Source organism: Streptomyces sp. 2323.1 (assembly GCF_900221035.1).
In the GTDB taxonomy this organism is placed as follows: Bacteria; Actinomycetota; Actinomycetes; order Streptomycetales; family Streptomycetaceae; genus Streptomyces; species Streptomyces sioyaensis.
The window spans coordinates 942,478-963,903 of record NZ_LT907981.1 but is presented as its reverse complement, the minus strand read 5'-3'; the positions used below and the strand labels follow the sequence as shown (position 1 = coordinate 963,903).

Annotated in this window: 18 protein-coding genes; 8 read left to right on the top strand and 10 right to left on the bottom strand. The window is 71.7% G+C overall.

Translation table 11 applies throughout. The annotated features are described in order from the left end of the window. Window positions 1–61 precede the first annotated feature (61 nt). Window positions 62–982: a ScbA/BarX family gamma-butyrolactone biosynthesis protein gene (locus tag CPH93_RS03505; RefSeq protein WP_231977166.1), complete on the bottom strand. Its 921-nt coding sequence runs from the start codon at window positions 980–982 to the stop codon at window positions 62–64. Between the two features lie 99 nt (window positions 983–1,081). On the opposite strand from CPH93_RS03505, the gene CPH93_RS03500 reads away from it, so the two are divergent. The 7 genes from CPH93_RS03500 to CPH93_RS03470 all read left to right on the top strand — a co-directional run bounded on the left by CPH93_RS03500 (window position 1,082) and on the right by CPH93_RS03470 (window position 8,064). Beyond that, the gene (locus tag CPH93_RS03500) at window positions 1,082–1,741 is read left to right on the top strand and encodes a ScbR family autoregulator-binding transcription factor (RefSeq protein ID WP_093487190.1); all 660 of its coding nucleotides are present in this window, start codon (window positions 1,082–1,084) and stop codon (window positions 1,739–1,741) included. A 245-nt stretch (window positions 1,742–1,986) separates the two neighbouring features. Next, window positions 1,987–2,922: a hypothetical protein gene (locus tag CPH93_RS03495; RefSeq protein WP_159394956.1), complete on the top strand. Its 936-nt coding sequence runs from the start codon at window positions 1,987–1,989 to the stop codon at window positions 2,920–2,922. A 379-nt stretch (window positions 2,923–3,301) separates the two neighbouring features. Beyond that, window positions 3,302–3,802 carry a helix-turn-helix domain-containing protein gene (locus tag CPH93_RS03490; protein ID WP_006601755.1) on the top strand — a complete coding sequence of 167 codons (501 nt, stop codon included), beginning with the start codon at window positions 3,302–3,304 and terminating at the stop codon, window positions 3,800–3,802. Next, entirely contained in the window at window positions 3,802–4,374 is a 573-nt protein-coding gene (locus tag CPH93_RS03485; protein ID WP_096211902.1) for an ImmA/IrrE family metallo-endopeptidase, read from the top strand. Before CPH93_RS03490 ends, CPH93_RS03485 begins: the two co-directional genes overlap by 1 nt. Further along, window positions 4,367–5,557 (top strand): MAB_1171c family putative transporter, encoded by a 1,191-nt coding sequence (locus CPH93_RS03480; protein ID WP_231977165.1) that lies wholly within the window; start codon window positions 4,367–4,369, stop codon window positions 5,555–5,557. Before CPH93_RS03485 ends, CPH93_RS03480 begins: the two co-directional genes overlap by 8 nt. After that, a complete protein-coding gene (locus CPH93_RS03475; protein WP_096211900.1) occupies window positions 5,554–6,753 on the top strand; it encodes a cytochrome P450 family protein in 1,200 nt (399 codons plus the stop codon). The genes CPH93_RS03480 and CPH93_RS03475 overlap by 4 nt, the downstream gene beginning before the upstream one ends. Before the next feature lie 192 nt (window positions 6,754–6,945). Then, window positions 6,946–8,064 carry a chitinase gene (locus CPH93_RS03470; RefSeq protein ID WP_096211899.1) on the top strand — a complete coding sequence of 373 codons (1,119 nt, stop codon included), beginning with the start codon at window positions 6,946–6,948 and terminating at the stop codon, window positions 8,062–8,064. Window positions 8,065–8,367: 303 nt separating this feature from the next. Here CPH93_RS03470 and CPH93_RS03465 read toward each other — a convergent pair whose 3' ends face one another. From CPH93_RS03465 to CPH93_RS03455, 3 genes are all read right to left on the bottom strand, one after another. Beyond that, complete coding sequence (locus CPH93_RS03465; RefSeq protein ID WP_096211898.1) at window positions 8,368–8,634, bottom strand: DUF4190 domain-containing protein; 267 nt, start codon at window positions 8,632–8,634, stop codon at window positions 8,368–8,370. Then, window positions 8,631–8,798 (bottom strand): hypothetical protein, encoded by a 168-nt coding sequence (locus tag CPH93_RS36105; protein ID WP_040899613.1) that lies wholly within the window; start codon window positions 8,796–8,798, stop codon window positions 8,631–8,633. The genes CPH93_RS03465 and CPH93_RS36105 overlap by 4 nt, the downstream gene beginning before the upstream one ends. A gap of 108 nt (window positions 8,799–8,906) precedes the next feature. After that, a complete protein-coding gene (locus CPH93_RS03455; RefSeq protein WP_093487204.1) occupies window positions 8,907–9,338 on the bottom strand; it encodes a tautomerase family protein in 432 nt (143 codons plus the stop codon). 124 nt (window positions 9,339–9,462) lie between these two features. Here CPH93_RS03455 and CPH93_RS03450 point away from each other — a divergent pair, with 124 nt between their 5' ends. Further along, on the top strand, window positions 9,463–10,371 hold the full coding sequence (locus CPH93_RS03450; protein WP_096211897.1) for a LysR family transcriptional regulator: 909 nt from the start codon (window positions 9,463–9,465) through the stop codon (window positions 10,369–10,371). Window positions 10,372–10,464: 93 nt separating this feature from the next. Here the strand turns inward: CPH93_RS03450 and CPH93_RS03445 are convergent, their stop codons facing one another. The 6 genes from CPH93_RS03445 to CPH93_RS03420 form a co-directional block, all read right to left on the bottom strand. Then, entirely contained in the window at window positions 10,465–11,625 is a 1,161-nt protein-coding gene (locus tag CPH93_RS03445) for a substrate-binding domain-containing protein (protein WP_096211896.1), read from the bottom strand. 44 nt (window positions 11,626–11,669) lie between these two features. Continuing rightward, window positions 11,670–12,710: an ABC transporter permease gene (locus tag CPH93_RS03440; RefSeq protein WP_096211895.1), complete on the bottom strand. Its 1,041-nt coding sequence runs from the start codon at window positions 12,708–12,710 to the stop codon at window positions 11,670–11,672. A 2-nt stretch (window positions 12,711–12,712) separates the two neighbouring features. Further along, window positions 12,713–14,242: a sugar ABC transporter ATP-binding protein gene (locus tag CPH93_RS03435; protein ID WP_096211894.1), complete on the bottom strand. Its 1,530-nt coding sequence runs from the start codon at window positions 14,240–14,242 to the stop codon at window positions 12,713–12,715. A gap of 183 nt (window positions 14,243–14,425) precedes the next feature. Beyond that, entirely contained in the window at window positions 14,426–17,311 is a 2,886-nt protein-coding gene (locus CPH93_RS03430; protein WP_096211893.1) for a SpoIIE family protein phosphatase, read from the bottom strand. Between the two features lie 162 nt (window positions 17,312–17,473). Then, window positions 17,474–18,442: a cyclase family protein gene (locus CPH93_RS03425; protein ID WP_093487215.1), complete on the bottom strand. Its 969-nt coding sequence runs from the start codon at window positions 18,440–18,442 to the stop codon at window positions 17,474–17,476. Window positions 18,443–18,480: 38 nt separating this feature from the next. Next, window positions 18,481–20,568: a SpoIIE family protein phosphatase gene (locus tag CPH93_RS03420; RefSeq protein WP_096211892.1), complete on the bottom strand. Its 2,088-nt coding sequence runs from the start codon at window positions 20,566–20,568 to the stop codon at window positions 18,481–18,483. Between the last annotated feature and the right edge of the window lie 858 nt (window positions 20,569–21,426).

Sequence of the window (21,426 nt, the reverse complement as noted above, 5' to 3'; positions counted from 1 at the left end):
TACGTTACGGACGGCAACTCGGCGTGGTCAATAGACTCCTAATTGTCCATATTTTATGTTTCTATGAGTAACTCAGGGTTCCGTAGGCCGTCCGTGTGTCGCCCTGGGTGACACGGAAGACGCAGGTCGAGTCGTACTGCGTGCACAGCACCCGTGCGGGCGGGGCGAGTTCGGTGAAGCGCACGGCCTTCATGCGCCCGGCGCGCGGCCGGCCCAGGGCGCCCCTGCTGCCGTACGAGGCGGCCTGCCGCGCGGCCTCCAGGAGGGCCATGCCCGGCACATGGTCGGTCGGGTGGTCGAAGAGGAACGGGTGCAGCGGGTCGGCCGGCGAGAGGAGCAGCCGGCCCCCGGCGACGGCAAGGACCGCGTCCTGCGGGTGGTTCACCGACAGTTCCGCCGCCGGCGGGCGGTAGGCCGCTTCCGGGGCGGGGGTCACCATGCCGACGCGGGCGGACCTGCCGCGCAGGGCGCCGTACTGCGCGTCGCTGAGGAACCGCACACCGCCGCCTCCCTGTCCGAAGGCCAGCCCGCAGACGGTGAAGGCGGCGTCCAGGCGCAGGCCGGTGACGCGACGGTCCGGATCGCGCCGTACCGCGCTCACCCGCGCGCGGCAGGTGACCTCGGTCGCTCCGGCGCGGGCCGGTGGCTCCTTGCCGGGCGCGAGGCGGAAGTACAGGTCGGTGATGACCGCGTGGCACGCCGCGGGAACGGCGTAGAACCGCAGCGGGATGTAGAGACCGAGCTGACGCAGCGTCTCCACGAGGATCAACGGGCTGTGCCGCGGTGCTCCGTCGCGGGGGAACGTCGCATGGGCGCGCGGCCACGACGCGGCCGCGGCGAAGACATGGGGGGTATCCGTCCGCCGTACATCCGTAAGGAGGACCTCCGCCACGGAAGTCCGGTGCACCAGCTCCCGCTCGACGGTGCGGGACCAGCTGAGCGGCTCACTCTTTCCGGCGGTGCCAGCAGTTGAGGTACTCATACGACCAGGGAATATCGAAATTCGAACATGCGCACCTGTTCATTCCGGGTGGCGCAGCGCGATAGATTGCGGGCCGCCGGCACGAGAACGACATCTGAGGTGTACGTGCAGATCCGGGCGAAGACGACACGCAGGTTCCTTCTGGAGGCGGCGGCGGCCCTGTTCGACGAGCGAGGGTACGCCGGCACCAGCATCAGCGATATCAGCGCACATTCCGGCCGCACCAGCGGGGCGATCTATTTCCATTTCGCCAGCAAGGAGAAGCTCGCCCTCGCCATTGTCGAGGAGCATTTCGCCACCTGGCCGCAATTGATCACCCGGTACCGGAAGCCCGGTCTGCCCGCTCTGGAAAGACTCGTCGGGCTGAGCTTCGACGTGGCCCGGGCGTTCCGTGACGACATCGTGGTACGCGCCGGATCCCGTCTCTGGGCCGAACGCAAGGCCATCGAAACCGAGCTTCCCGCCCCGTTCCTCGACTGGATCGACGCGGTCACCCAACTCCTCGAAGAAGCCGGCGACAACGGCGAACTCGCCGCCGGTGTGCCGCCCGCCGCCACCGCGCACAGCGTCGTCTGCGCCTTCTTCGGACTGCACACCGTCTCCGACGCCCTGGAGGGGCGCCGGCACATCGAGGCCCATCTGCACGACCTGTGGCTGCTGCTGCTCCGCGGCCTCCAGGCCGAACCGGACCCCGCAGGTCTGCTCGACCGGGTGCGCCGACGGGCCCGTACCGGCAGGCCGGCACCCGAACCGGCATAGCCGCGCCGGCCACGGCATACTGCGGGCCCGTCGTGCCTCCCGCTTTCGGCGCCCCAGCCATGGTCGAGGTGCAATTTATTGCATGACATCAGCAGTTAGTTGCACCAGCAGTGCGCTTATGTCTATCGTCTCGAAGCGGGGCCGTCGAAAGATGGCCATAGGGGGACGACCAGTGACCGTCATAGCTTCTGCGGCCAAGCCGGATACGGCTGTTGTCGCATGCCGAACCACGACGGGGGACCCGCATGGCGGCTGATCGCAGCAGTTACCTCTCCGGCAGTCGCCGAGAGCGAATTCCCTTCCTCGTCGCCCAGGGAAAACCGGCGCAGAACACGGCATTGCACACGCTCGTACCGGTCGCCGCGCACAAAGGGGCAACGGGCGCTCAGGAAGCGCCGTTCGGCATAGGCGCCGCCTGGCAACTCGGGGAAAGCCTCTACACGCAGGTGCAGGACAATTCCACCGGGCGGCTGGCCGTATTTGCCACGCGCGGCTCCGGGCACATAGAGCGCGTCACCGGCTACACCTGGAACGTGGGCCCCGTCTGGCGGCTGCTCACCGGACCGGCCGCGCCGCGTGATCTGTGGTCCCAACTGCGCTACGAACACTTCCTCCGGCACTCTCCCGTGGCGGATCACGTCCCGGAGTGTCCACACCACTGCGGTGGCAGTGAGCCTTCCCCGGCCGCGGCGGACGCTTCCCCGTGCGACGAGGCGCCCGCGCAGCCGTGGCCCCGGGACGGCGATCCGCTCGAAGAGCTCTGGGAGGAGTCGTGCCCGAAGGGGTCGGCGGCCCAACGGCTCCAGGAGGGAGCGGAGTTGCTGCGGCGGCGAGTGGCCCACCTGCTGGCCGACTGCCCGGTCCCGCCGCTGCACGAGCGTCCGCACGCCGAGCATCTCGACGCTGAACTCTCCCACCAACTCCTGCGGGCCTACGACGCCTTGCGGGGTGCGCTGGCGCTGCACTGCCCGTGGCAGAGCGGCTGGCTCGGCTCCTGGGCCTATGGCATCGCCGAGGAACTGATCTGGCGCAGCCGCCTGGGAGCCGCCCGCAGCGAGGCCGAACGGACCGCGCGGGAGTCGATGGCGGTGGAATCCGCCCTGTCGTCCCCGTGGCCATTGCCGGCCCCGCACATCTGCCCCGGGCTGCACACCGTGCACGACGAGGCCCCGGGTATCTGACCGGTCGCCCGATTCGGCCATGGGGCCGCTCTGTTCCGGCCAAACCGGATTCCGACGGGCGCGTTTCCCCCCAGCCGAGGCCGGGCGTCTCGTCCCGCCGTACGCAGGTCAACGGTGCCGCGTACCCTGCACCGGGGGGCACTGTGCCGCGTGCGACCCTTTAGGGGGTGTCTCTCCGATCTCCGCGGGCCTGCGACGCCTGGCACCGCACTCCCCCAGCTAACGCTGGGGGTGCCCCCACGCTGCGTTGTCACATCACCCACGGACACCCAGTCCGCGGGAGATGCTCCGCCTTGCGATGCACGGCACCAGACGCCGCAGGCTGATCCACGGAGATCGAAGAGACACCCCCTAGCGCACACGCCACGGAGGGACAAGGTTGGACCGCCACGAACTCGCCAGGGCGGCAGGCACGTCCGCCGGTCCGGACGGGGCCGCGCACGCCGCCAAGACCGCCATCGCCCGCAGGCTCCGGCACATCCGCCACCACCACCCCGAAGGCCCCTTCACCCTGGCCCGGCTGGCGGAACTCGCCGGGGTCTCGAAGCGCACCCTGGCCGCCGCCGAATCCGCGGACGGAACCAACCTGACCGTGGAGACCCTCGTCAAGGTGGCCCACAGTCTGGGCGTCTCCCGGGTGGCCTACTTCCTCGACGAGCAGGTCTTCGACGATGTCAACTCCGAGCTGGAGCTGCTCAGGAAGATGCGCACCCATCGCGTCGAGAGCGTGGCGCTGCGGCAGACGGGCCCCGCCGCACCCGACTCCTCGCTGACCGAACTGAGCCATCTCATCACCCGGTTGGTCAGCACCGCCGAGGCGGCCCGGGCGACCCTTGAGGACCTGCCGGGGCAGGGCCGCAACGACCGCTCGCCGCAGTGATGGTGCTGCGCTGGCGGCACAAAGACGCAGACCCGCAGGCGACGCGGCTGCGCGAACAGTGCGAACGACGGGTCGACGCCCTTGGGCTGCCCGCGCACACGAAGCTGTCCGTCGACGACCTGTGCGCACACCTCAGCCGGGGCTCCGGACGGCCCATCCAGCTCCTGCCCTGTCCGCTGCCGCTGGGCAGCCCCGACGGCCTCTGGGTCTCCACCCCGAGCACGGAGTACGTCGTCTACGAGCAGCGGCTCGCGCCGGTGCACCAGCAGCAGGTCATCCTGCACGAGCTGGGCCACCTCATCTGCGACCACGAGTCGAGCCCGGTCCTCACCCCCGAGGCCTCCCGGCTCCTGCTGCCCTCACTCGACCCCGCTCTGATCCGCCGGACGCTGGGGCGCGAACACGCCCGGTCCTGGGCGGAGACCGAAGCCGAGTACGTCGGCTCGCTGATCGGGCGCCGGATCGGCAGCTGGACCGCCGACCACGTCCGGCCCGTTCCCCCCGCTATGCAAGAGCTGGTCTCCCGGCTCGGTGCGCTGGACAACCCCGCCTTCCGAGGAAGCAATGAATAGCGTTCTCTACCCCTTGTGTGCTGCCGTCGCCGGCCTGGCGCTGCTGTACAAACTGCGCGTGCTGCGCACGGACCGCTCCGTGACGCAGGTCGCGCTGCTGGCCAACTTCTTCTTCCTGTTCGTCACCTATACCGTCTCCACCCCTGCGGTCTGGGCGGCGACCAGCAGCGCCGTCGGCATCGTCAACTTCTCCGGGTTGCTGTCGCAGAGCTGCGTCATCCTGCTGACGGCGTGCCAGCAGATCGTGCTGCTCCACCTCAGCCATGAAGCCCCCGTCGCCTGGCGCAAGGCACGCCCCCGGCTGATCGGACTCGGACTCGTCCTCGCCGCCATGGTCGCGCTGTTCGCCGTGGCCACCAGCCGCGGGGAGAAGCCCGACGACTTCGCCATCGACAGCGCCCAGTACTACCCCGCCTACCTCGCCCTCTACCTGGTCGCGTACGCCGCGAACCAGGTCGACGTCGGCATCCTCGGCTGGCGCTACGCCAGGATCGCTCCGCACCCCTGGATGCGTCGCGGGCTGTATCTCATCGCCGCGACGCTGCCCTTCGCCCTCATCTACACCGGTTGCCGGGCCGCCGACATCGTGGCCGCCCAGTTCGGCGTCGGCGGGCAGGCCTGGGAGCCGGTGGCCCAGGTAGCCGTCACCATCGCGACCCTCAGCAAGACACTGGGCTGGATCCTGCCCGACTGGGGCCGCCATCTCAGTGCGCTGTGGGAGCGGTTCACCGACTACCGCGCCTTCCGGGAGCTGGGCCCGCTGCACCGCGAGGTCACGTCCCAGATTCCCGAACCGGTGCTGCACCTCGAACCGGACACGGATCTGCGGACCCGGCTCTACCGCCGGCTCGTCGAGATCCGCGACGCCCAATGGGCGCTCCGCGTCTGGATCCCGGCCGACGTGGCCGACACCACCGCGGAGCGCGCCCGGGCGGCCGGCCTCGCCGGCACCGACCTGGCGGCCACCGTCGAAGCCGCACAGCTCAGGGCCGCACTGGAGGCGCGGGCCGCACAACGGCGGCCCGCCGTCCACCCGCCCACGCCCCGGGTGGCGGAGCCCCAGGACCTCGCCGCCGAACTCGCCTTCCAGCGCAAGCTGGCGCGCGCATTCACCACATCCCCGATCGTCCGGGCCGCGGCCGCCCAGCCCGCCGCCGGCCCGGCAACCCAGGAACGCACATGAACCGGCAGACCCCGGCACCGACCCTCAGCAGCCCCTTCGACCAGGCATTCTTCCAGGACCCCTACCCCACCTACGCGCGGCTGCGCAGCGAAGGGCCGGTGCACCGGATCGCGCTGCCCGACGGGTCCCCCGTCTGGCTCGTCACCCGGGAGTGCGACGTGCGGGCCTGGCTCACCGACCCACGGCTGTCGGTGAACAAGGCCCATTCCACGAACGGTTACCAGGGGTTCTCCCTGCCGCCCGCTCTGGACGCCAACCTCCTCAACATCGACCCGGCCGATCACCTGCGGCTGCGCCGGCTGGTCTCGAAGGGCTTCACCCCGCGGCACGTCGAGCAGCTCCGCGAGCGGGTTGCCGAGGCCGCCGGTCAATTCGCCGATCGCCTGGCCGAGTTGGGGCAGGCCGACCTGGTCGCGACGTTCGCCCACCCGCTGCCGCTGGTCATCATCGGCGATCTGTTGGCCGTGCCCGAGGCGGACAGTCGGACGTTCTCCGGATGGGTCGCCGCGATGTTCGCCCCCGAGTACCCGGGGCACACCGCCGAAGCCATCGGACACATCCACCGCTACCTCCTGGACCTCATCTCCTCCCGCCGCGCCCACCCCGCGGACGACCTGCTGTCCTCCCTGATCGCCGCCCGCGACGACGGGGCCCGGCTCAGCGAGGACGAACTGGTCTCGCTGGCCTTCCTGATCCTCATGGCGGGCAGCGAGAACACCCAGCACCTGATCAGCGGCGGACTGCTCACCCTGCTCCGCCATCCCGACCAGCTGACCACCCTGCGCGCCCGTCCCGAGCTGATGCCCGAGGCCGTCGAGGAGCTGTTCCGCTTCGCCCATCCCAACCAGATGGCCATCCGGCGCTTCCCCACCGAACCCGTCGAGATCGGCGGCGTACGGATACCGACGGGCGACACCGTGCTGCTCGCGCTCGCGTCCGCCCACCGGGACCCGTCCCGCTACCCGGAACCGGACCGCTTCGACCTCCACCGGACCGACAAGACCCATCTCGCGCTCGGCCACGGCGTCCACTACTGCCTGGGCGCCGCCCTGGCCCGGCTGGAAATCCGCACCGCTCTGAGCACCCTGCTCGACAGGTTCCCGGGGCTGCGGCTCGCCGTGCCGTACGAGCAGCTGGAGTGGCGCGCATCGTTCCGCTCGCACGCACTCAAGCAACTTCCGGTAGCCGTCAGGTAGGCCGCCGTGCCCCGGAGGGCGATCCTTGACCAGCGAAAAAGGATGCGATTGCCTGGGGCCACGGGAAGTTGGTCCGGAACGGATCCGGATCGCGGTCCGCTCCCGGGGCGGTGGGGGAGGACCGCGGCTGCCGTGCGGGACGCCAGGTCCCCACACCACTACCCACCCCCCCACAAAGGATGCAGCCCGAGTATGACGAACCACACACACGAGCCCGCTGTGCGCAGGAGCCGCACCCGGATACCGGCCACCGCCGCGGCGGCGACGGCTGCGGCACTCGCCGCGTCGCTGCTCGCCGGTTGCTCGGCCGGGGACGCGGAGGACGCCAAGGGCCCCGGGCCGGTGGCGTCCTCGCCGCACAAGAGCAAGGCCCCGTCCCCGAAGCCACCCACGCACGCTCCCTCCACCCCTACCCCCGCCCCGCCGTCCAGCGCCTTCGCCCCGTACGTCGACACCTCGCTCAGGCCCTCCTACGACCTCCTCCAGGGCGCCCGCGAGACCGGTGTGAAGGAGTACAACCTGGCGTTCGTCTCGCCGGGCGACGGCTGTGTGCCCAAGTGGGGCGGACGGCAGGAGCTGGCCGACAACCCGGTGGCCCGGCAGGCGGACCGACTGCGCGCCCAGGGGGGCGAGGTGCGGATCTCCTTCGGCGGCCAGAGCGGTAACGAACTGGCCCGGGTCTGCGGCTCGGTGGACAAGCTGGTGGACGCCTACCGCAAGGTCATCGACGCCTACCACCTGACGAAGGCCGACTTCGACATCGAGGGCCCCGCCCTGACGGACACCAAGGCCAACGATCTGCGCGCCCGGGCGATCGCCCGGCTCCAGCAGAGCCGGAAGCTGGATGTCTCCTTCACGCTGCCGGTGATCCCCTCCGGCCTGAACCGGGACTCCCTCGCGGTGCTGAACAGCGCGAAGAAGAACGGCGTCCGGGTCTCCGCCGTGAACATCATGGCCATGGACTACGGCACCTACTACGACGGCGCCATGGGCAAGTACGCCATCGACGCCGCCACCGCCACTCACCGGCAGATCAAGGCGGCGCTGGGCATCCACAGCGAGGCCGCGGCCTGGAAGGCGGTCGGGGTCACGCCGATGATCGGGGTGAACGACGTCAAGGGCGAGGTCTTCCGGCCCGACGACGCGGCCGAACTCAAGGCGTTCGCCGAGAAGAAGGGGCTCGGCCGGCTGTCGATGTGGTCCCTCACCCGCGACAAGCCCTGCCCGGAAGGCGCGAACATCAAGGCACAGGCGACCTGTTCCAGCATCGGGAAGAACTCCAACGAGTTCGTACGGGCCTTCATCGGCTGACGAGGGGCTGCCGCGGTCAATTAATGGGTTGGGCGGGATGACGCTCGGTGGGTAGCCTTCGGGAAGACCGTGACCACGGCGGCGGCATGCACAAAACGGCACCGGCAATGGTGGGCCGGGCACACCGCATCGTGGCCCACTGCGGTTGCCACGTCGCCACCATCGACGCGCCCGGTCACGGCGGCCGGCCGCATCTCGGCCCGGCCGTCACCTCACCGGCCTGACCTGCCCTGACCTGACGGTATCGGAGCCCGGCCACCGGTCGGGCGCCGATACCGCTGCCCCCGGGACTCCACCCCGGCTCTAAACATGCCAGCTGACGGTCCCGTCGGCCGCGGTCAGGACGACGAGCAGCACGAGGTCGAGCACGCCGAACGCCACGCCCAGCCAGGCGCGCAGACGACGGATCGTGCCCCGGGAGAGCGCCAGGATGCCGAACAGGACGGCACACGGGCCGAAGAAGACATTGAAGATCACGGTCCCCAACAGGCCGCAGACGAAGGCGGCGACGGCCATCCGGTCGGCCTGCGGACGGGGGCCGGTCTTCAGCGGGATCCAGGTCGACGTCATCGCGAGGCTCCCTTCATGCCGCTCTTACGGCGTTCCCGCAGGAAGAACACCGTGAGCCAGGCCGTGATGGCGATGCCACCGACCACGGTGACGGACACGGGGACATGGCCTGCGGTCCCGAGCAGCGCACCGAAGAGGAAGAGGGCGACAACCAGGAAGAGCATGCTGTGCCTTTCGTGCGAAGGCCGGCGCATGTCGCGGCCGGCCTGAGCGGGCACCTGCCGCTCCGTTGCGGCGGCTTGCGTGAAGCCTGGTACCCGCATCCCGCACACCTATGGGCGAATGCCGCCTTCCACGGCCTCGGGCGCGGGCCGGGGTGTGCGCCGGTAGTGGTCGAGCTGTGTGATGCCGTTGTAGCCGTAGCTCTCGGGGTGGAGTTCGTACAGCGCGACCCCGGCAATCGGAGGCAGCACGCCCAGGGTTTCCCGCAGCAGCGCGTAGGCCCCGGTGATGAACTGCCCCTTCTCGTCGGCGCTGTTGGTGCCCGCGGTGATGCTCACCTCCACATGCGCGCCGGTGGCCTCCCGGACGGGGCGTCCGGCGACGAAGAAGTGGTCGGCCGGTGCCGGGTGCACATGGACCGTGGTGCGGGCGGCGGACTTTCCGAGCGCGGTGACGGCCAGGTCCGTCAGGCCTTCCGCGAGCGCGTGCCGGCGGGCGGGGGCCAGGTCCGGGTCGGAGACGGTGACGCGGATGTACGGCATGGGGCGACGCCTTCCAGGAGGGGGAGTGGATGTTCATGACCCTTTCCGGTCAGGGAAGATGAGTCCAACGCGGAGGTTTTATGGGCTCATGAGGGGGCCTCATGACGTGGGGTGGGGAGGCAGCGTGGCGCTGAATCTGCCGCAGTTGCGGGCGTTCGTCGCGGTCGTCGACGCGGGCGGGTTCGGTACCGCGGCGGTGGACCTGGGGCTGAGCCAGTCGGCGGTCTCGCACGCCGTCGCCTCGCTGGAGCGCACCCTCGCCGGCCCGCTGCTCGTCCGCTCGACTCCCGTACGCACCACGGCCCTTGGCGATGCGGTCCTCTCCCACGCCCGCTCTGCGCTCGCGGCGACGGACGCGGTCGTCGACGCCGCGGCCCGGCACACCGCGACGGCGGGCGGCACGGTGCGCCTCGCCGCCACCCCGACGGTCTGCCAGGGACTGCTGCCCTCGCTGCTGCGCCACTGGTCCGAGCGGCTGCCGGCCCTCCACATCCGGGTTTTCGAAGGCAGCGGCGAGGAGACCGAGGCCTGGCTCGCGAGCGCGGCGGCGGACGCCGCCATCGTGGTCGACCCGCCCCCGGTCGCCGGCCGGGAAGACCCCCGTGCCGGCAGTGGCGCGCTGCTGGCCACCGACCCCTTCCTCGCCCTGCTCCCGCAGGACCACCCCCTGGCAGGGGAGGAGACCATCCATGTCGCGGACCTCGCGGACGACCCGCTGATCCTCTCGCCGAACGGCTGTGAGCGGCACATCCGCACCCTCCACCGCCTGGCGGGGGAGGAGTACACCCCGGCCCATCGCGTACAGGACCTCGGCACGCTGATCAGCATGGTCCAGGCCGGCCTCGGCGTCTCGATCCAGCCGGAGGTCTCCCGTCCGCTGGTCCCGGACGACCTCGTCCTGGTGCGGATCACCCCGCACCACAGCAGGAATCTGGTGCTCTGCGGCCCGCAGAACCGCCCCTGGCAGCCGGCGGTGCAGACGCTCGTGGACTCGGTGGCGCAGCTGCCGACGGGGGCGTGCGCTCTCGTCTGACGTCCCCGGCGACGCACCGGGGCAGCCACGTACCCCGGCCGGTCACCGCCGCCAACGGACCGCACGCTCCCCGGTGTTGAGCCGGGCGGGCGCTCACCTCCCCCAGATCTTCCGATAGGCCGCGCGGTAGCCGGGCGGGTCCCACGTCGTGGCGCCGCCGCTGTTGGCGGCCGTGGCGATGTGCACGGGGGAGACGTATCCGCTGGCGGGCCGGCCGGAGAAGGCGCGGTTGAATTCGTCGAGGATCTGCCAGCCCTGCTGGGCGAAGGGTTCGGGAACGGTGGCCGCCTGGAACTCCCTGCTGTTGATGCGCTGGAAGGCGGACGGATCGCCGTCGCCCGCACCGATGTTGAAGGGGGCGCCGCCGCCCTTCTTGCGTGCGGCCCGAAGTGCCGGGGCGGCATCGGCGAAGTACACGTCGTTGATGGCGACGGAGTGCGTCCAGCGGTCCCGGAAGCGGGAGAGCAGCGAGGAGACCTCCTGGGGGGTCCGGCTGCTGGTGTCCGAGATCGGGATGTTCTCCTCGGCCAGCAGCCGCACGCCGGAGCAGCTGGCCAGCGCCTTCTTGATCAGCTCGGACTTGTTTCTGGCGAACGGGATCGAGGCATCGGTGAACACGACGGCCCCGGCGTGGCCGTGGGAGTGCGCGATGATCCAGTCCGCGCTGATCTTCGCGACGTCCTGGACCCGGGTGGTGACGTTGCTGAAGAGCTTGGGGTCCTTGCTCGGGCCAGGGGCGTCGACGGCGTGCCAGCCGATGAGCGGGATGTGTGCCGCGTTGGCCTTCGCCACCTGCTGCGACGTCAGATGCGGGTCGAAGCCGCCGATGACGATGCCTGAGGGCCGCAGGGTGATGGCCTGGCTGAAGGCCGCCTGGATCCCGGCGGGGGTGCCCTGGCCGTCGATCACCCGGACGTGCCAGCCGATGGTCTTCGCGGCCTCCTGCACGCCGTTGGCGGCACCGGCGACGCCGGGGTTGTTCATGGTCTGCGCGACATAGACGATCCGCTTGCCGGACACCGCCCGGGGGCCTGTGGTGGGGCCATCCCATGCGGAGTGGGTCGTCATGGCCCGCTGTACGGCCGACCGGGCTCCGGCCAGGACGGTGGGGCAGCCGGCCCGTGCCGGCCCCGGCGAGTAGGACCCGCCGCCGGTCGAGGTGCCGCGCTCGCAGCCGGTGAGCACGGTGAGCACGGCGGCCACCACGGCCGGAACGACGGCGCCGGCGCGGGCGGTCCAGCGGTGCGAGGGCACGGGCACTCCTTGCGGAGGGGCGACGCGGTGCGGACGGCCGGCGGTCACGGGGTGGTCTGCGGCACGTCATGGCGGGGCCGGGGAGGTGCCGCCCGCCCCCGGCGCAGCTGCCGGCGCGCGGCATAGCCGGCCATGCCGACGGCGAGGAGCAGGGTCGCGCCGTTGAACAGCGGGGTGACCCAGAACTGGGCGCCGAGCTGGCCGATGCCGGCCAGGCCGATGGCGAGGATGACGACGGCGACCAGGGTGCCCAGGGCGTTGGCGCGGCCGGGTCTGATCGCGGTGGAGCCGAGCAGCGCACCGACGAAGGCGGGCAGCAGGTAGTCCAGGCCGACGCTGGGGTTGCCGATGCGCTGCTGGGCGGCCAGCAGGACGCCGGCGATACCGACGACCAGACCCGATCCGGCGAAGGCGTAGACGACGTAGCGCCGGATGGGGATGCCCACCAGCTCGGCGGCGCGGGGGTTGGAGCCGATGACGTACAGGTACCGGCCCAGCGGCAGTCGTTCCAGGAGCAGCCACAAAACGGCGGTGAGCGCGAGGACGTAGAACGCGGAGACCGGCAGGCCGAGGAACCTGGAGTCGTAGAGGTCGGTGAAGGCGGCCGGCAGGCCCTGCGGGCCGGGGACGATCCGGGCGCCGTTGGTGATCCAGCCGGTGACGGCGTACAGGATGCTGCCGGTGCCGAGGGTGGCGATGAACGAGTCGATCTTCGCGAATTCGACGACGACACCGTTGAAGGTGCCGACGACCGCCCCGCCGAGGACCACCACGAGGCAGGCCAGCGGCCACGGCCACCCCTCGTTGGCGATCAGCTGCATCGTCATGACGTGCGCGAGGCCGAGTCCGTAGCCGATGGACAGGTCGAAGTTCGCGGTGACGATGGGGATCATCGCGCCGAGCGCGAGGAGGGCGGGGATCGACTGGTTGGACAGGACCTCGGAGATGTTGTCCAGGGTGGGAAAGGTGTCCGGCAGCGCCAGCGAGAAGGCCAGGAACAGCAGGACGGTGAGGGCCAGGAGACCGTACGCACCGAGGAGGTGACCCCACCGGCGGCCCAGCGGGGGCCGGGAGAAGGGCTGCATCGTCACCCCGTCCCGGTGAGCGCGGGCATGGCCGAGGAGGCGCGGGCGAGTCCGGCGGCCGTGAGACCTTCGCCGCTCAACTGCACGGTCACCGCCCCGCGGACGAACACCAGGGCCCGGTGGCACACGTCGGCGACCTCCTCGAAGTCGGTGGAGAGGAGGAGGACCGCGAGGCCGTCGGCCAGCGCCTCCTGGAGCAGGCGGTAGAGCGCCGTCTTGGCACCGACGTCCACCCCGGCGGTCGGCTCTTCGAGGATCAGCACGCGTCGGTGCATCCCGAGCCACCGGCCGACCAGGACCTTCTGCTGGTTCCCCCCGGACAGGGTGGCGATCGGTGCCTCGGTGTCGCTGGGGGACACCGAGAACCGCTCGACCAGGGCGGCGGCTTCGGCGCGCTCCCGCCGGGGGCCGGTCCAGCGGAACGCCGGCACCCCGCCCGCCCGGGGGTTGGCCAGGAAGTTCTCCCGCACGGTCAGTTCGGCGGCGCAGCCCTCTTCCTGACGGTTGCTGGTCACCAGGCCCACGCCGGCGGTGACCGCGGCGGCGACCGTGTCCGGAGCGTACGGGCGCCCGTCGAGCAGGGCGCGTCCGCCGAGGAGGTGCCCGGCGCCGGCCAGGGCGCGGCCCAACTCCATGTGCCCGGCGCCGGTGAGGCCCACCATGCCGAGGATCTCCCCGGTGCGCAGTTCCAGGCTGACCGGTGCGGTGTTCTCGGTCCGTACCCGGTCCAGGCTCAGTACGGCCGGGCCTGCGGCGGGTGCGAACCGGTAGCCGCCCGGTGTGTGGCCCACGATGTCGTGCACCAGCCGGGCCGGGGAGTAACCGGCGAGCAGGCCCTGGCTGATGAGGCGGCCGTCGCGCAGCACGGCGAAGGCATCGGCGACCTTGTACACCTCGTCGATCCGGTGGGTGACGTAGACCAGGGCGTGGCCCTGGTCGCGCAGGGTGTGCAGGACGTCGAAGAGCCGGGCGCAGTCCGCAGCCGGGAGGCTGGCGGTCGGCTCGTCGAGGACGATGAGCGCGGCCCGGGTGGACAGTGCGCGGGCGATGGCCACCAGGGAGCGTTCGGCGCGCGGGAGGTCGGTGAGGGGCGTGCCCGGGTCGAGATGCGCGGCGACGATGTCCAGGGCCGCGGTGCCCTGCCGGCGGGTCCGCCGCCAGGAGAGCAGCCCCGCGCGACGGGGGTATCCGGCGCCCAGGGCGATGTTCTCGGCGACCGTCATCCACTCGACCAGTCCCAGGTCCTGGTGGATGAAGGACATGGTGCGGGCGGCCGCTTCGGTGCCGAGCGGGTGTCCGGCGACCGTCACCTCGCCCTCGTCCGCGTGATGGACGCCCGCGAGCACCTTGATGAGGGTGGACTTCCCCGCGCCGTTGGGACCGAGCAGGGCGAGGATCCGGCCGGGGAGGATGTCGAGGTCGACGGCGTCCAGCGCGAGGGTGCCGCCGAACCGTTTGCTGAGACCGCGTACGCGGACGAGGGGCTGCGGGGCACCGCGCGGGGGAGGGCTGCTGTCTGGAGCGTCATGCACGGACTTCTCCGGGGGTCGGCCTCGTGGTTCTTCCTGCTTGTCCCGACTGGCCGGTCCGCGCTGCGGGGCGCTCCGCGGCGGTGCGGGCGGCGCGTGGGGTGAATCCGCGGTGCACCGTTTCGTACCGGTATCTGCAATTCCGTCATGGTACGGCCCGCTGGGGCATTGCGGCTGTATGGGCCACTAGAGGGCGGGGATGTCGTCGAAATACCTCTCGGTGGCGTCGGCCTGTCCTCCGGGTGCCTCCAGCGCGCACTCGGCCCAGATGACCTTGCCGTCGGCGGTGTAGCGGGTGCCCCACGCCTGGGCGAGCTGGGCGACGAGGAACAGACCGCGGCCGCCCTCGTCGGTGCTGGTCGCGTGGCGCAGATGCGGGGCGGTGCTGCTGGTGTCGGAGACCTCGCAGATCAGCGTGCGGTCGTGCAGCAGGCGGACCTGGATGGGGCCGCTGCCGTAGCGGATGGCATTGGTGACCAGCTCGCTGAGCAGGAGTTCGGTGGCGAAGACGACCTCCTCCAGCCCCCATGCGGCCAGTTGGCGTGTCACGGCGGCGCGGATCCCGGAGACCAGCGACGGGTCGGCGGACAGCGCCCAGGTGGCGATCCGCCGGGGGTCCAGGGCGTGGGTGCGGGCGACGAGCAGGGCGATGTCGTCGTCGGGGTGCTCGGGCACCACCGTCCGGACCACTTCCGCGCAGGTCTCCTCGGGCGACCGGCTCGGGTGAGCCAGCGCCCGGCGCAGCTGGTCGAGTGCCGTATCGACGTCGCGCCGGCGGTCGCCGATGAGCCCGTCGGTGTACAGGACGAGCCGGCTGCCTTCGGGGAGGTGGAACGCGGCGGTCTCGAAGGGCAGGCCGCCCAGGCCCAGGGGCGGGCCGGCGGGCAGGTCGGGGAAGGTGACGGTGCCGTCGGGGTGGACCAGTGCGGGCGGGGGGTGGCCGGACCGGGCCATCACACACACCTGCGAGGTGGGGTCGTAAATGGCGTACAGGCAGCTGGCACCGATGATGCCGGTGCTGTCGCAGGAGGCTTCCTCGGTGCCTTCGTCCCGGTCGAGGCGTCCCACAAGATTGTCGAGGTGGGTGAGGACTTCGTCCGGAGGGAGGTCCAGTTCGGCGAAGTTGCGCGCGGCGGTACGCAGCCGGCCCATGGTCGCGGCGGCGTGCAGCCCGTGGCCGACGACATCTCCGACGACGAGGGCGACGCGGGTGCCGGAGAGCGGAATGACGTCGAACCAGTCGCCGCCGACGCCGGATGCGGCCGGCAGATAGCGGTGGGCGACCTCGACGGCGCTCTGCTCGGGGAAGCGCTGCGGCAGCAGGCTGCGCTGCAGGGCGAGGACCACGGTGTGTTCGCGGGTGAAGCGGCGGGCGTTGTCGATGCAGATGGCGGCGCGGGTGGCGAGCTCCTGGGCCAGCGAACGGTCGTCGTCTCCGAAGGGGGCGGGGTCCTGCGAGCGGTAGAAGCTGGCGATGCCCAGGGCGATGCCGCGGGCGAGGAGGGGCACCGCGATCAGGGAGTGGATGCCGTGGTCGAGGATGTGCCGGGCGTGTGCGGCGTCCTGGGCGATCCAGTCCGGGGCGGCCGTCAGATCGGGTTCGAGGATGGGCTGACGGTCGATCAGGCACCGGATCTGCGGGGTGGTCGGGCGCAGGGCGACCCGGTCACCGGCAGGATAGAAGGGGCAGTCCGCGCGGATGCCGTGCACCACCGTGCGGTGCAGGCCGGTTTGCAGATCGGTCGGCTCCTCGCCGCGCAGCACCGCCTCGGGAAGGTCGATGGTGACGTAGTCGGCCAGCCGCGGGACGGCCATCTCGGCGAGTTCCCGGGCGGTACGGCTCACGTCCAGGGTGGTGCCGATCCGGGTGCTGGCCTCGGACAGCAGCTCCAGCCGGCGCCGGGCCGCCACGGCGTACGAGCCCACCCCCGGCTCGCCGATCAGCACCACCCCGCCGGTCGCACTGCCGGTGTCCGGTTCGGTGGTGCCCAGCGTGTCCGGCGGGCGGGCCGTCGTGACCGGCCGGCCGGGTTCGGGGCCGTAAAGGCGCCCGGGCGGCGGAACCGCGGGGGCAGGAGCTGGCGGCGCCGGGGTGCCGGACGGGGCGTCGGCCGGGGGGCCGGCTTCGGCGAGGACGGCGAGGTGCCGATGCGGTGTGGGGAGGACCGCCTCGATGACGATGCCCTCCAGACCGGAGGGGCCGGTCACCGGGCGGCTCAGCAGGGTGGCCCGCCGGCCACCGGGCAGGAAGACCTCGACGGCGGCGCGCTGGGCGGAGGCGATCAGATCCGCGGCCCTCTCCTTGAGGATCATCTCGTCGCGCCAGTCCAGTCCGCTCCCGGCCGCCTCACCGAGCTGACCGTTGCCCGTCGTCTCGCCGGCCGGGGCACGGCTCCTGGCGTCGAGGTACGCCTGGAGCAGGGCGCGTTCGCGCATCGAACTCTGGTCCAGCAGCCGCCGTTCTATGGCGCCGGCCGCCCGGCGGATCACGGTGTTCAGCCCCGCCTCCGCCTCGGCGGGCGGGTAGCCGAAGCACAGGACGCCCTCGATGCGTCCGCTGAGCGGGTCCCGGACGGGGATGGCCGCACAGGCATTGGTCTGTGAGCGTTCGGCGAAGTGCTCGGCGCCGTAGACGGTGATCAGCTGCCGCTCCGCCAGCGCCAGTCCGATGCCGTTCGTCCCGCCGAACTGCTCGGCGAACACGAAGCCCGGGACGCTCTGGATCGCCGCCAGATGTCTGACCAGCGAGGCTTCGCCGAAGCGGCGTTGCAGCACCGCCCCGTGTCCATCGGCGAGGCACACGTTCATGTTTCTGCCCGCGAACCGGGCCTGGAGCCGGTCCAGCACGGGGCCGGCGGCACGGACGAGCCGGCCGTCCAGATCGAGGTCCTGACGGAAGGGAAGCTCGCATCCCTCCGGGGTGAGCCCCAGGGACCGGGAGCGCCGCCAGGAATTCAGGATCGGGCTGCGCACGGTTGTCCCCTCGACCGGCCCACCGTGAAGGAACTGGTCACGGGCGCGTGCGGGGCCGAAGTCGCCTGCCCCAAGCCCCATGCCGATCACCTGCCACATCGGTACGTGCTGCTATGGCCGCCCGTCGTCGGAGCAGCTGCACCGTCAGGTCTAATTGTAGAGCTTTGTACATATATCGGTAGCGAGTGCGGAGGGGGAGCTGGGGCGACGGCCGGTCGGCAAACGCGGGGCTCGGCCCCGCTCCCGGCCGTCCCGGGGCCGTCACAGGACCGCGACCGGCGTGACGGGCGAGCCCGTGCCGCCCGGGATGTGCAGCGGAGCCACCACGAGGAGGAACGAGTACCGGCCCTCCTCGGCGCCGGCGGCGGAGAGCGCTTCGAGGTCGAGGTTGTCCAGGAGCGGGACGCCCATCGCGGCGAGGGCGAGCGCGTGCACCGGCGAATGCAGGCCCTCGACCGGCGAGGGCCGGACATCGCTGTCGCCGTCGCCGCCGAGCAGGGCGATACCGCGCCCGGCCAGCAGCGGCATGGCGTCCACATGCAGCCCCGCGCTCGCCGCGTCGGGGTCCCAGGCGCCCTCCTCCCGGCGGCGGCGGAGGCTGCCGGACCGCAGCAGCACCGCGTCGCCCTCGCCGATGGTCACGCCGAGTGCCTGCTCCGCGGACACGAGGTCGTCGGCGTGCACCGCCCGTCCGGGCGGCAGCCACCGGCAGCCCAGCACGGCCGGCAGGTCCAGGAGTACGCCCCTGGTCACGAGGGGGCCCAGCGCCGAGACGGCGCCGAAGCGGGCCCCTCCGGCGTCGACGCAGTCCCGCGCCGTGCGGCCGTCGTAGAGCTGCCCGCGGTAGGCCACGTGGGACAGCGCATCCAGATGGCTGACGGCCTTGCCGTGGTAGTCGACGGCGATGAAGTCCTTGTGGGTGGACGGCTCGCCGGCTCCGAGGTCGCCGAGGGCGGACATGTAGTGCAGGGCGGGCCGGCTGTTGTCCGGGCCGGGGGAGGTGTCCCAGGGGCGGGCCAGCGGGATCACCGTGCCGGAACGGACGAGGGCGGTGGCCCGCCGTACCAGGTCCGGCGTCACCCGGTTCCAGGCGCCGCGGTCGGCGGGGGACCAGCGGCCCCATGCGCGGACCGTCGCGAACAGTGCGTCGAACTCCTCGCGGGAGACGGCGGGCCCGTTGTCCGTACCGGCCGGCGGGGGCGTCGGTGCATCGCTGGGGTGGCGGGTCATCTGCTCAGCGCTCCAAGGGGACGGGGCCGGGTGACGCGCTACGAACCGGGGCCGAAGGGCTGGGTGCGGGCGATCAGCAGCGCCACATCATCGGGATCGTCGGGACGCCGGAGCTCGGCCAGGAGCCGGTCGCAGGTCTCCTCCAGGGAGCGGTCGGGCGCGTCCAGCAGGCGGCGCAGGGTTTCCAGCCGCTCGTCGATGGGGTGGTGGCGGGTTTCGACCAGCCCGTCGGTGTACAGGACCAGTTGGTCGCCGGGGTCGAGGCGGAAGGTGACGGTCTCGAAGGGGACGCCGCCGACGCCGAGCGGGGTGCCGGTGGGCAGGTCGAGGAGTTCGGGGTGCTTGCCGCGGCGTACCAGGACGGGGGGCAGATGACCGGCGGTGGCGAGGTGGCACTCGGCGCGGCGTGGATCGTAGGTCGCATAGACGCAGGTGGCGATGTAGTGCTCCAGCCCTGAGGTGATCTTGTCGAGGTGCTGGAGGACCTGGGCCGGGTCGAGGTCGAGGTCGGCGAAGGCACTGGTGGCGGTGCGCAGCCGGCCCATGGTTGCGGCTGCGTCGATACCGCTGCCCATCACGTCGCCCACCACGAGCGCCGTCTTGTCGTCGTCCAGCGGAAGGACGTCGTACCAGTCGCCGCCGATCTCGTACGTGGCCTGCGCGGGCCGGTACCGGGAGGCGATCTGCAGACCGGGGAGGTGCGGCGGGTGGTCGGGGAGCAGGCTGCGCTGCAGCGTCTCGGCGGCGTTGCGCACGCTCTGGTGCGAGCGGGCGTTGTCGATGCACACGGCCGCGCGGGAGGCCAGCTCGGCCGCGAGGGCGAGGTCGTCCTCGTCGAAGGGCTGCGGGTTGCCGGCCCGGGTGAGCCCCAGACAGCCGAGGATGTGGCCGCGGGCGATGAGCGGGGCCAGCAGGTAGGAGTGCACTCCGGCGCTGGCCAGCAACGTGGCGGCGTGCTCGCTGCGGGCGATCCGCGCCAGGTCGTCGCCGTCCGCGTGGGAGACCAGGATCGGGCGGCCGGTGCGCACGCACTGCGTGGCCAGGCGGTCGGCCTCGTAGGCGGCGGTCTGGCCGGGAGGGTCGGCGGCCTGCAGCGCCACGGTGGGGTAGGCGGCCTTCACGGCGAGCGCGCGAAAGACCGCGGGGCCCTCACTGCGGGTGCGGCGGTGCTCATCCAGCACCGAGTCGAGCACATCGACCGTGACCAGGTCGGCGAGTTCGGGCACGGTGACCTCGGCCAGCTCCCGGGCGGTCTGCTCCACCTCCAGCGTGGTGCCGATACGCGCCGAGCCGTCCGCGATCAGGGCCAGCCGCCGCCGGGCTTCGGTGGCCTCGATGGCTGCCTGATAACGGTCGGTGACGTCCACCACCAGGTCGGCCACTCCGAGCACGCGCCCCTGGGGGTCCTCCAGCCGGTACAACGAGATCGACCAGGCGTGCTGCTGCTCCGGGTCGGAGGGGGTGCGGCCGACGACGGTGGTCTGGTCGACCATGGGGGCCCCGGTCTCCAGGACCTGCCGCATCGCGGCCTCGGGCACCTCGAACTTCGCGGCGGTCATGATCTCGCGGTAGTGCCGGCCGAGATGGTCCTTCGCAGGGATGCCGTGCATGCGTTCCAGGGCGGGGTTGACGGCCACATAGCGCAGGTCGGTGTCGAGTATCGCCAGCCCGATGGGGGACTGCGAGATCAGCCGGGTGGACAGCGCGACATCGCGCTCCACCTCGCGCAGCGTCGGTGAGTCGGTGGCGAGCCCGAGCGCGTAGAACTCGCCGTGGTCGTCCGTCAGCCGCATGGTGCGCAGCTCCACCAGCCGTGCCGCACCGTCCTTGTGCCGGACCGGGAAGGTGCCGCCCCAGCTCGTGCCGGTCTCCATGACGTCGGCGAACTTCTTGATCACCAGGCCCCAGTGCTCCTGGTGGATGAGCAGCGGCGCCGCGTACTGCCCGAGGGCCTCCTCGGCGGAGTAGCCGTACAGCTCCTCGGCCTGCGGGCTCCACAGCACGATCCGCCCCTCGTCGTCCACCAGCACCGCGGCGACGGCGAGCAGGTCCAGCAGCCCGCTCGGCTGCGACGACCTTCCGTCCGGTTCACCGGCGTCAGCGGGACGCAGGTCGGCTGCGCTCACCCCGGCACTCCTTCCGTCTGCCGGACCGGGGGCCCTCTCGCCCAGTTCCGTGGCATGTCCACGTATCTGTCCGGTGGCCTGCCCTGCCCGGCGACTGCTCCGGCTTCCATGGTCCTCCTGGAGCGCCGGACCGCACGTCCGTCGGGGCGTGGCCAGGCCGGCGCTGCGGAAACTCCGGCGAAAGAAACCCATGGTCAGACCGCAAATCGCGGTGCCTGGCCTCCCTATGGGCCTCGGTTCAGGGGCCCGCAAGTACGTCGCATCACCGTGTGTGTGCGGATACCGCCACACCCTGATGCTTTTTGCGCTCCTGGTGCTCTCCTGCCTCGCGCAGTTCAACCGTTATGTCGCGTCCGACCCGCGCAAGAACCTGGTCGACCTGGTCTCCAACCCCCTCAAGGAGTGAGCGCGGCCCGGCTGCCCTGCGGAACTGACCGGCCGGGCCCGGCCGTGCCCGGGGGGCGAAGGGCCCGGGAAAGGTGCCGAAGGGCCCGAGAGCGCGGGCACATGGCCCTGCCCCGCAACCGGGACCGGTCGCCCCCCTGGTCAGGCCCATCGGACGTGGTCCTGGGCGGCTGGGTGGGCTCTACTGAAAGTGACGAGGAGCACAGGCGACGCGGAACAGCGGAGAGTCCGTGCACCGCACAGTCCGGGCCCGCGAGAAGCGGGCACTCCTCCTCGCCACTTTTCAGGCCGTCGTTTCCCGACGTGTGGGTGCCCGCCGTCCGTTCCCTTCGGTACGGCCGGCGGGCGGGGCCGTACCGGTGCACCTGGCCAATTGCTGCTGTGCACCCACACCCACGGCACGTCCAAGGAGGGGAGAGACGACACGGCCGGACAATCCGGCGATGCCAGGAG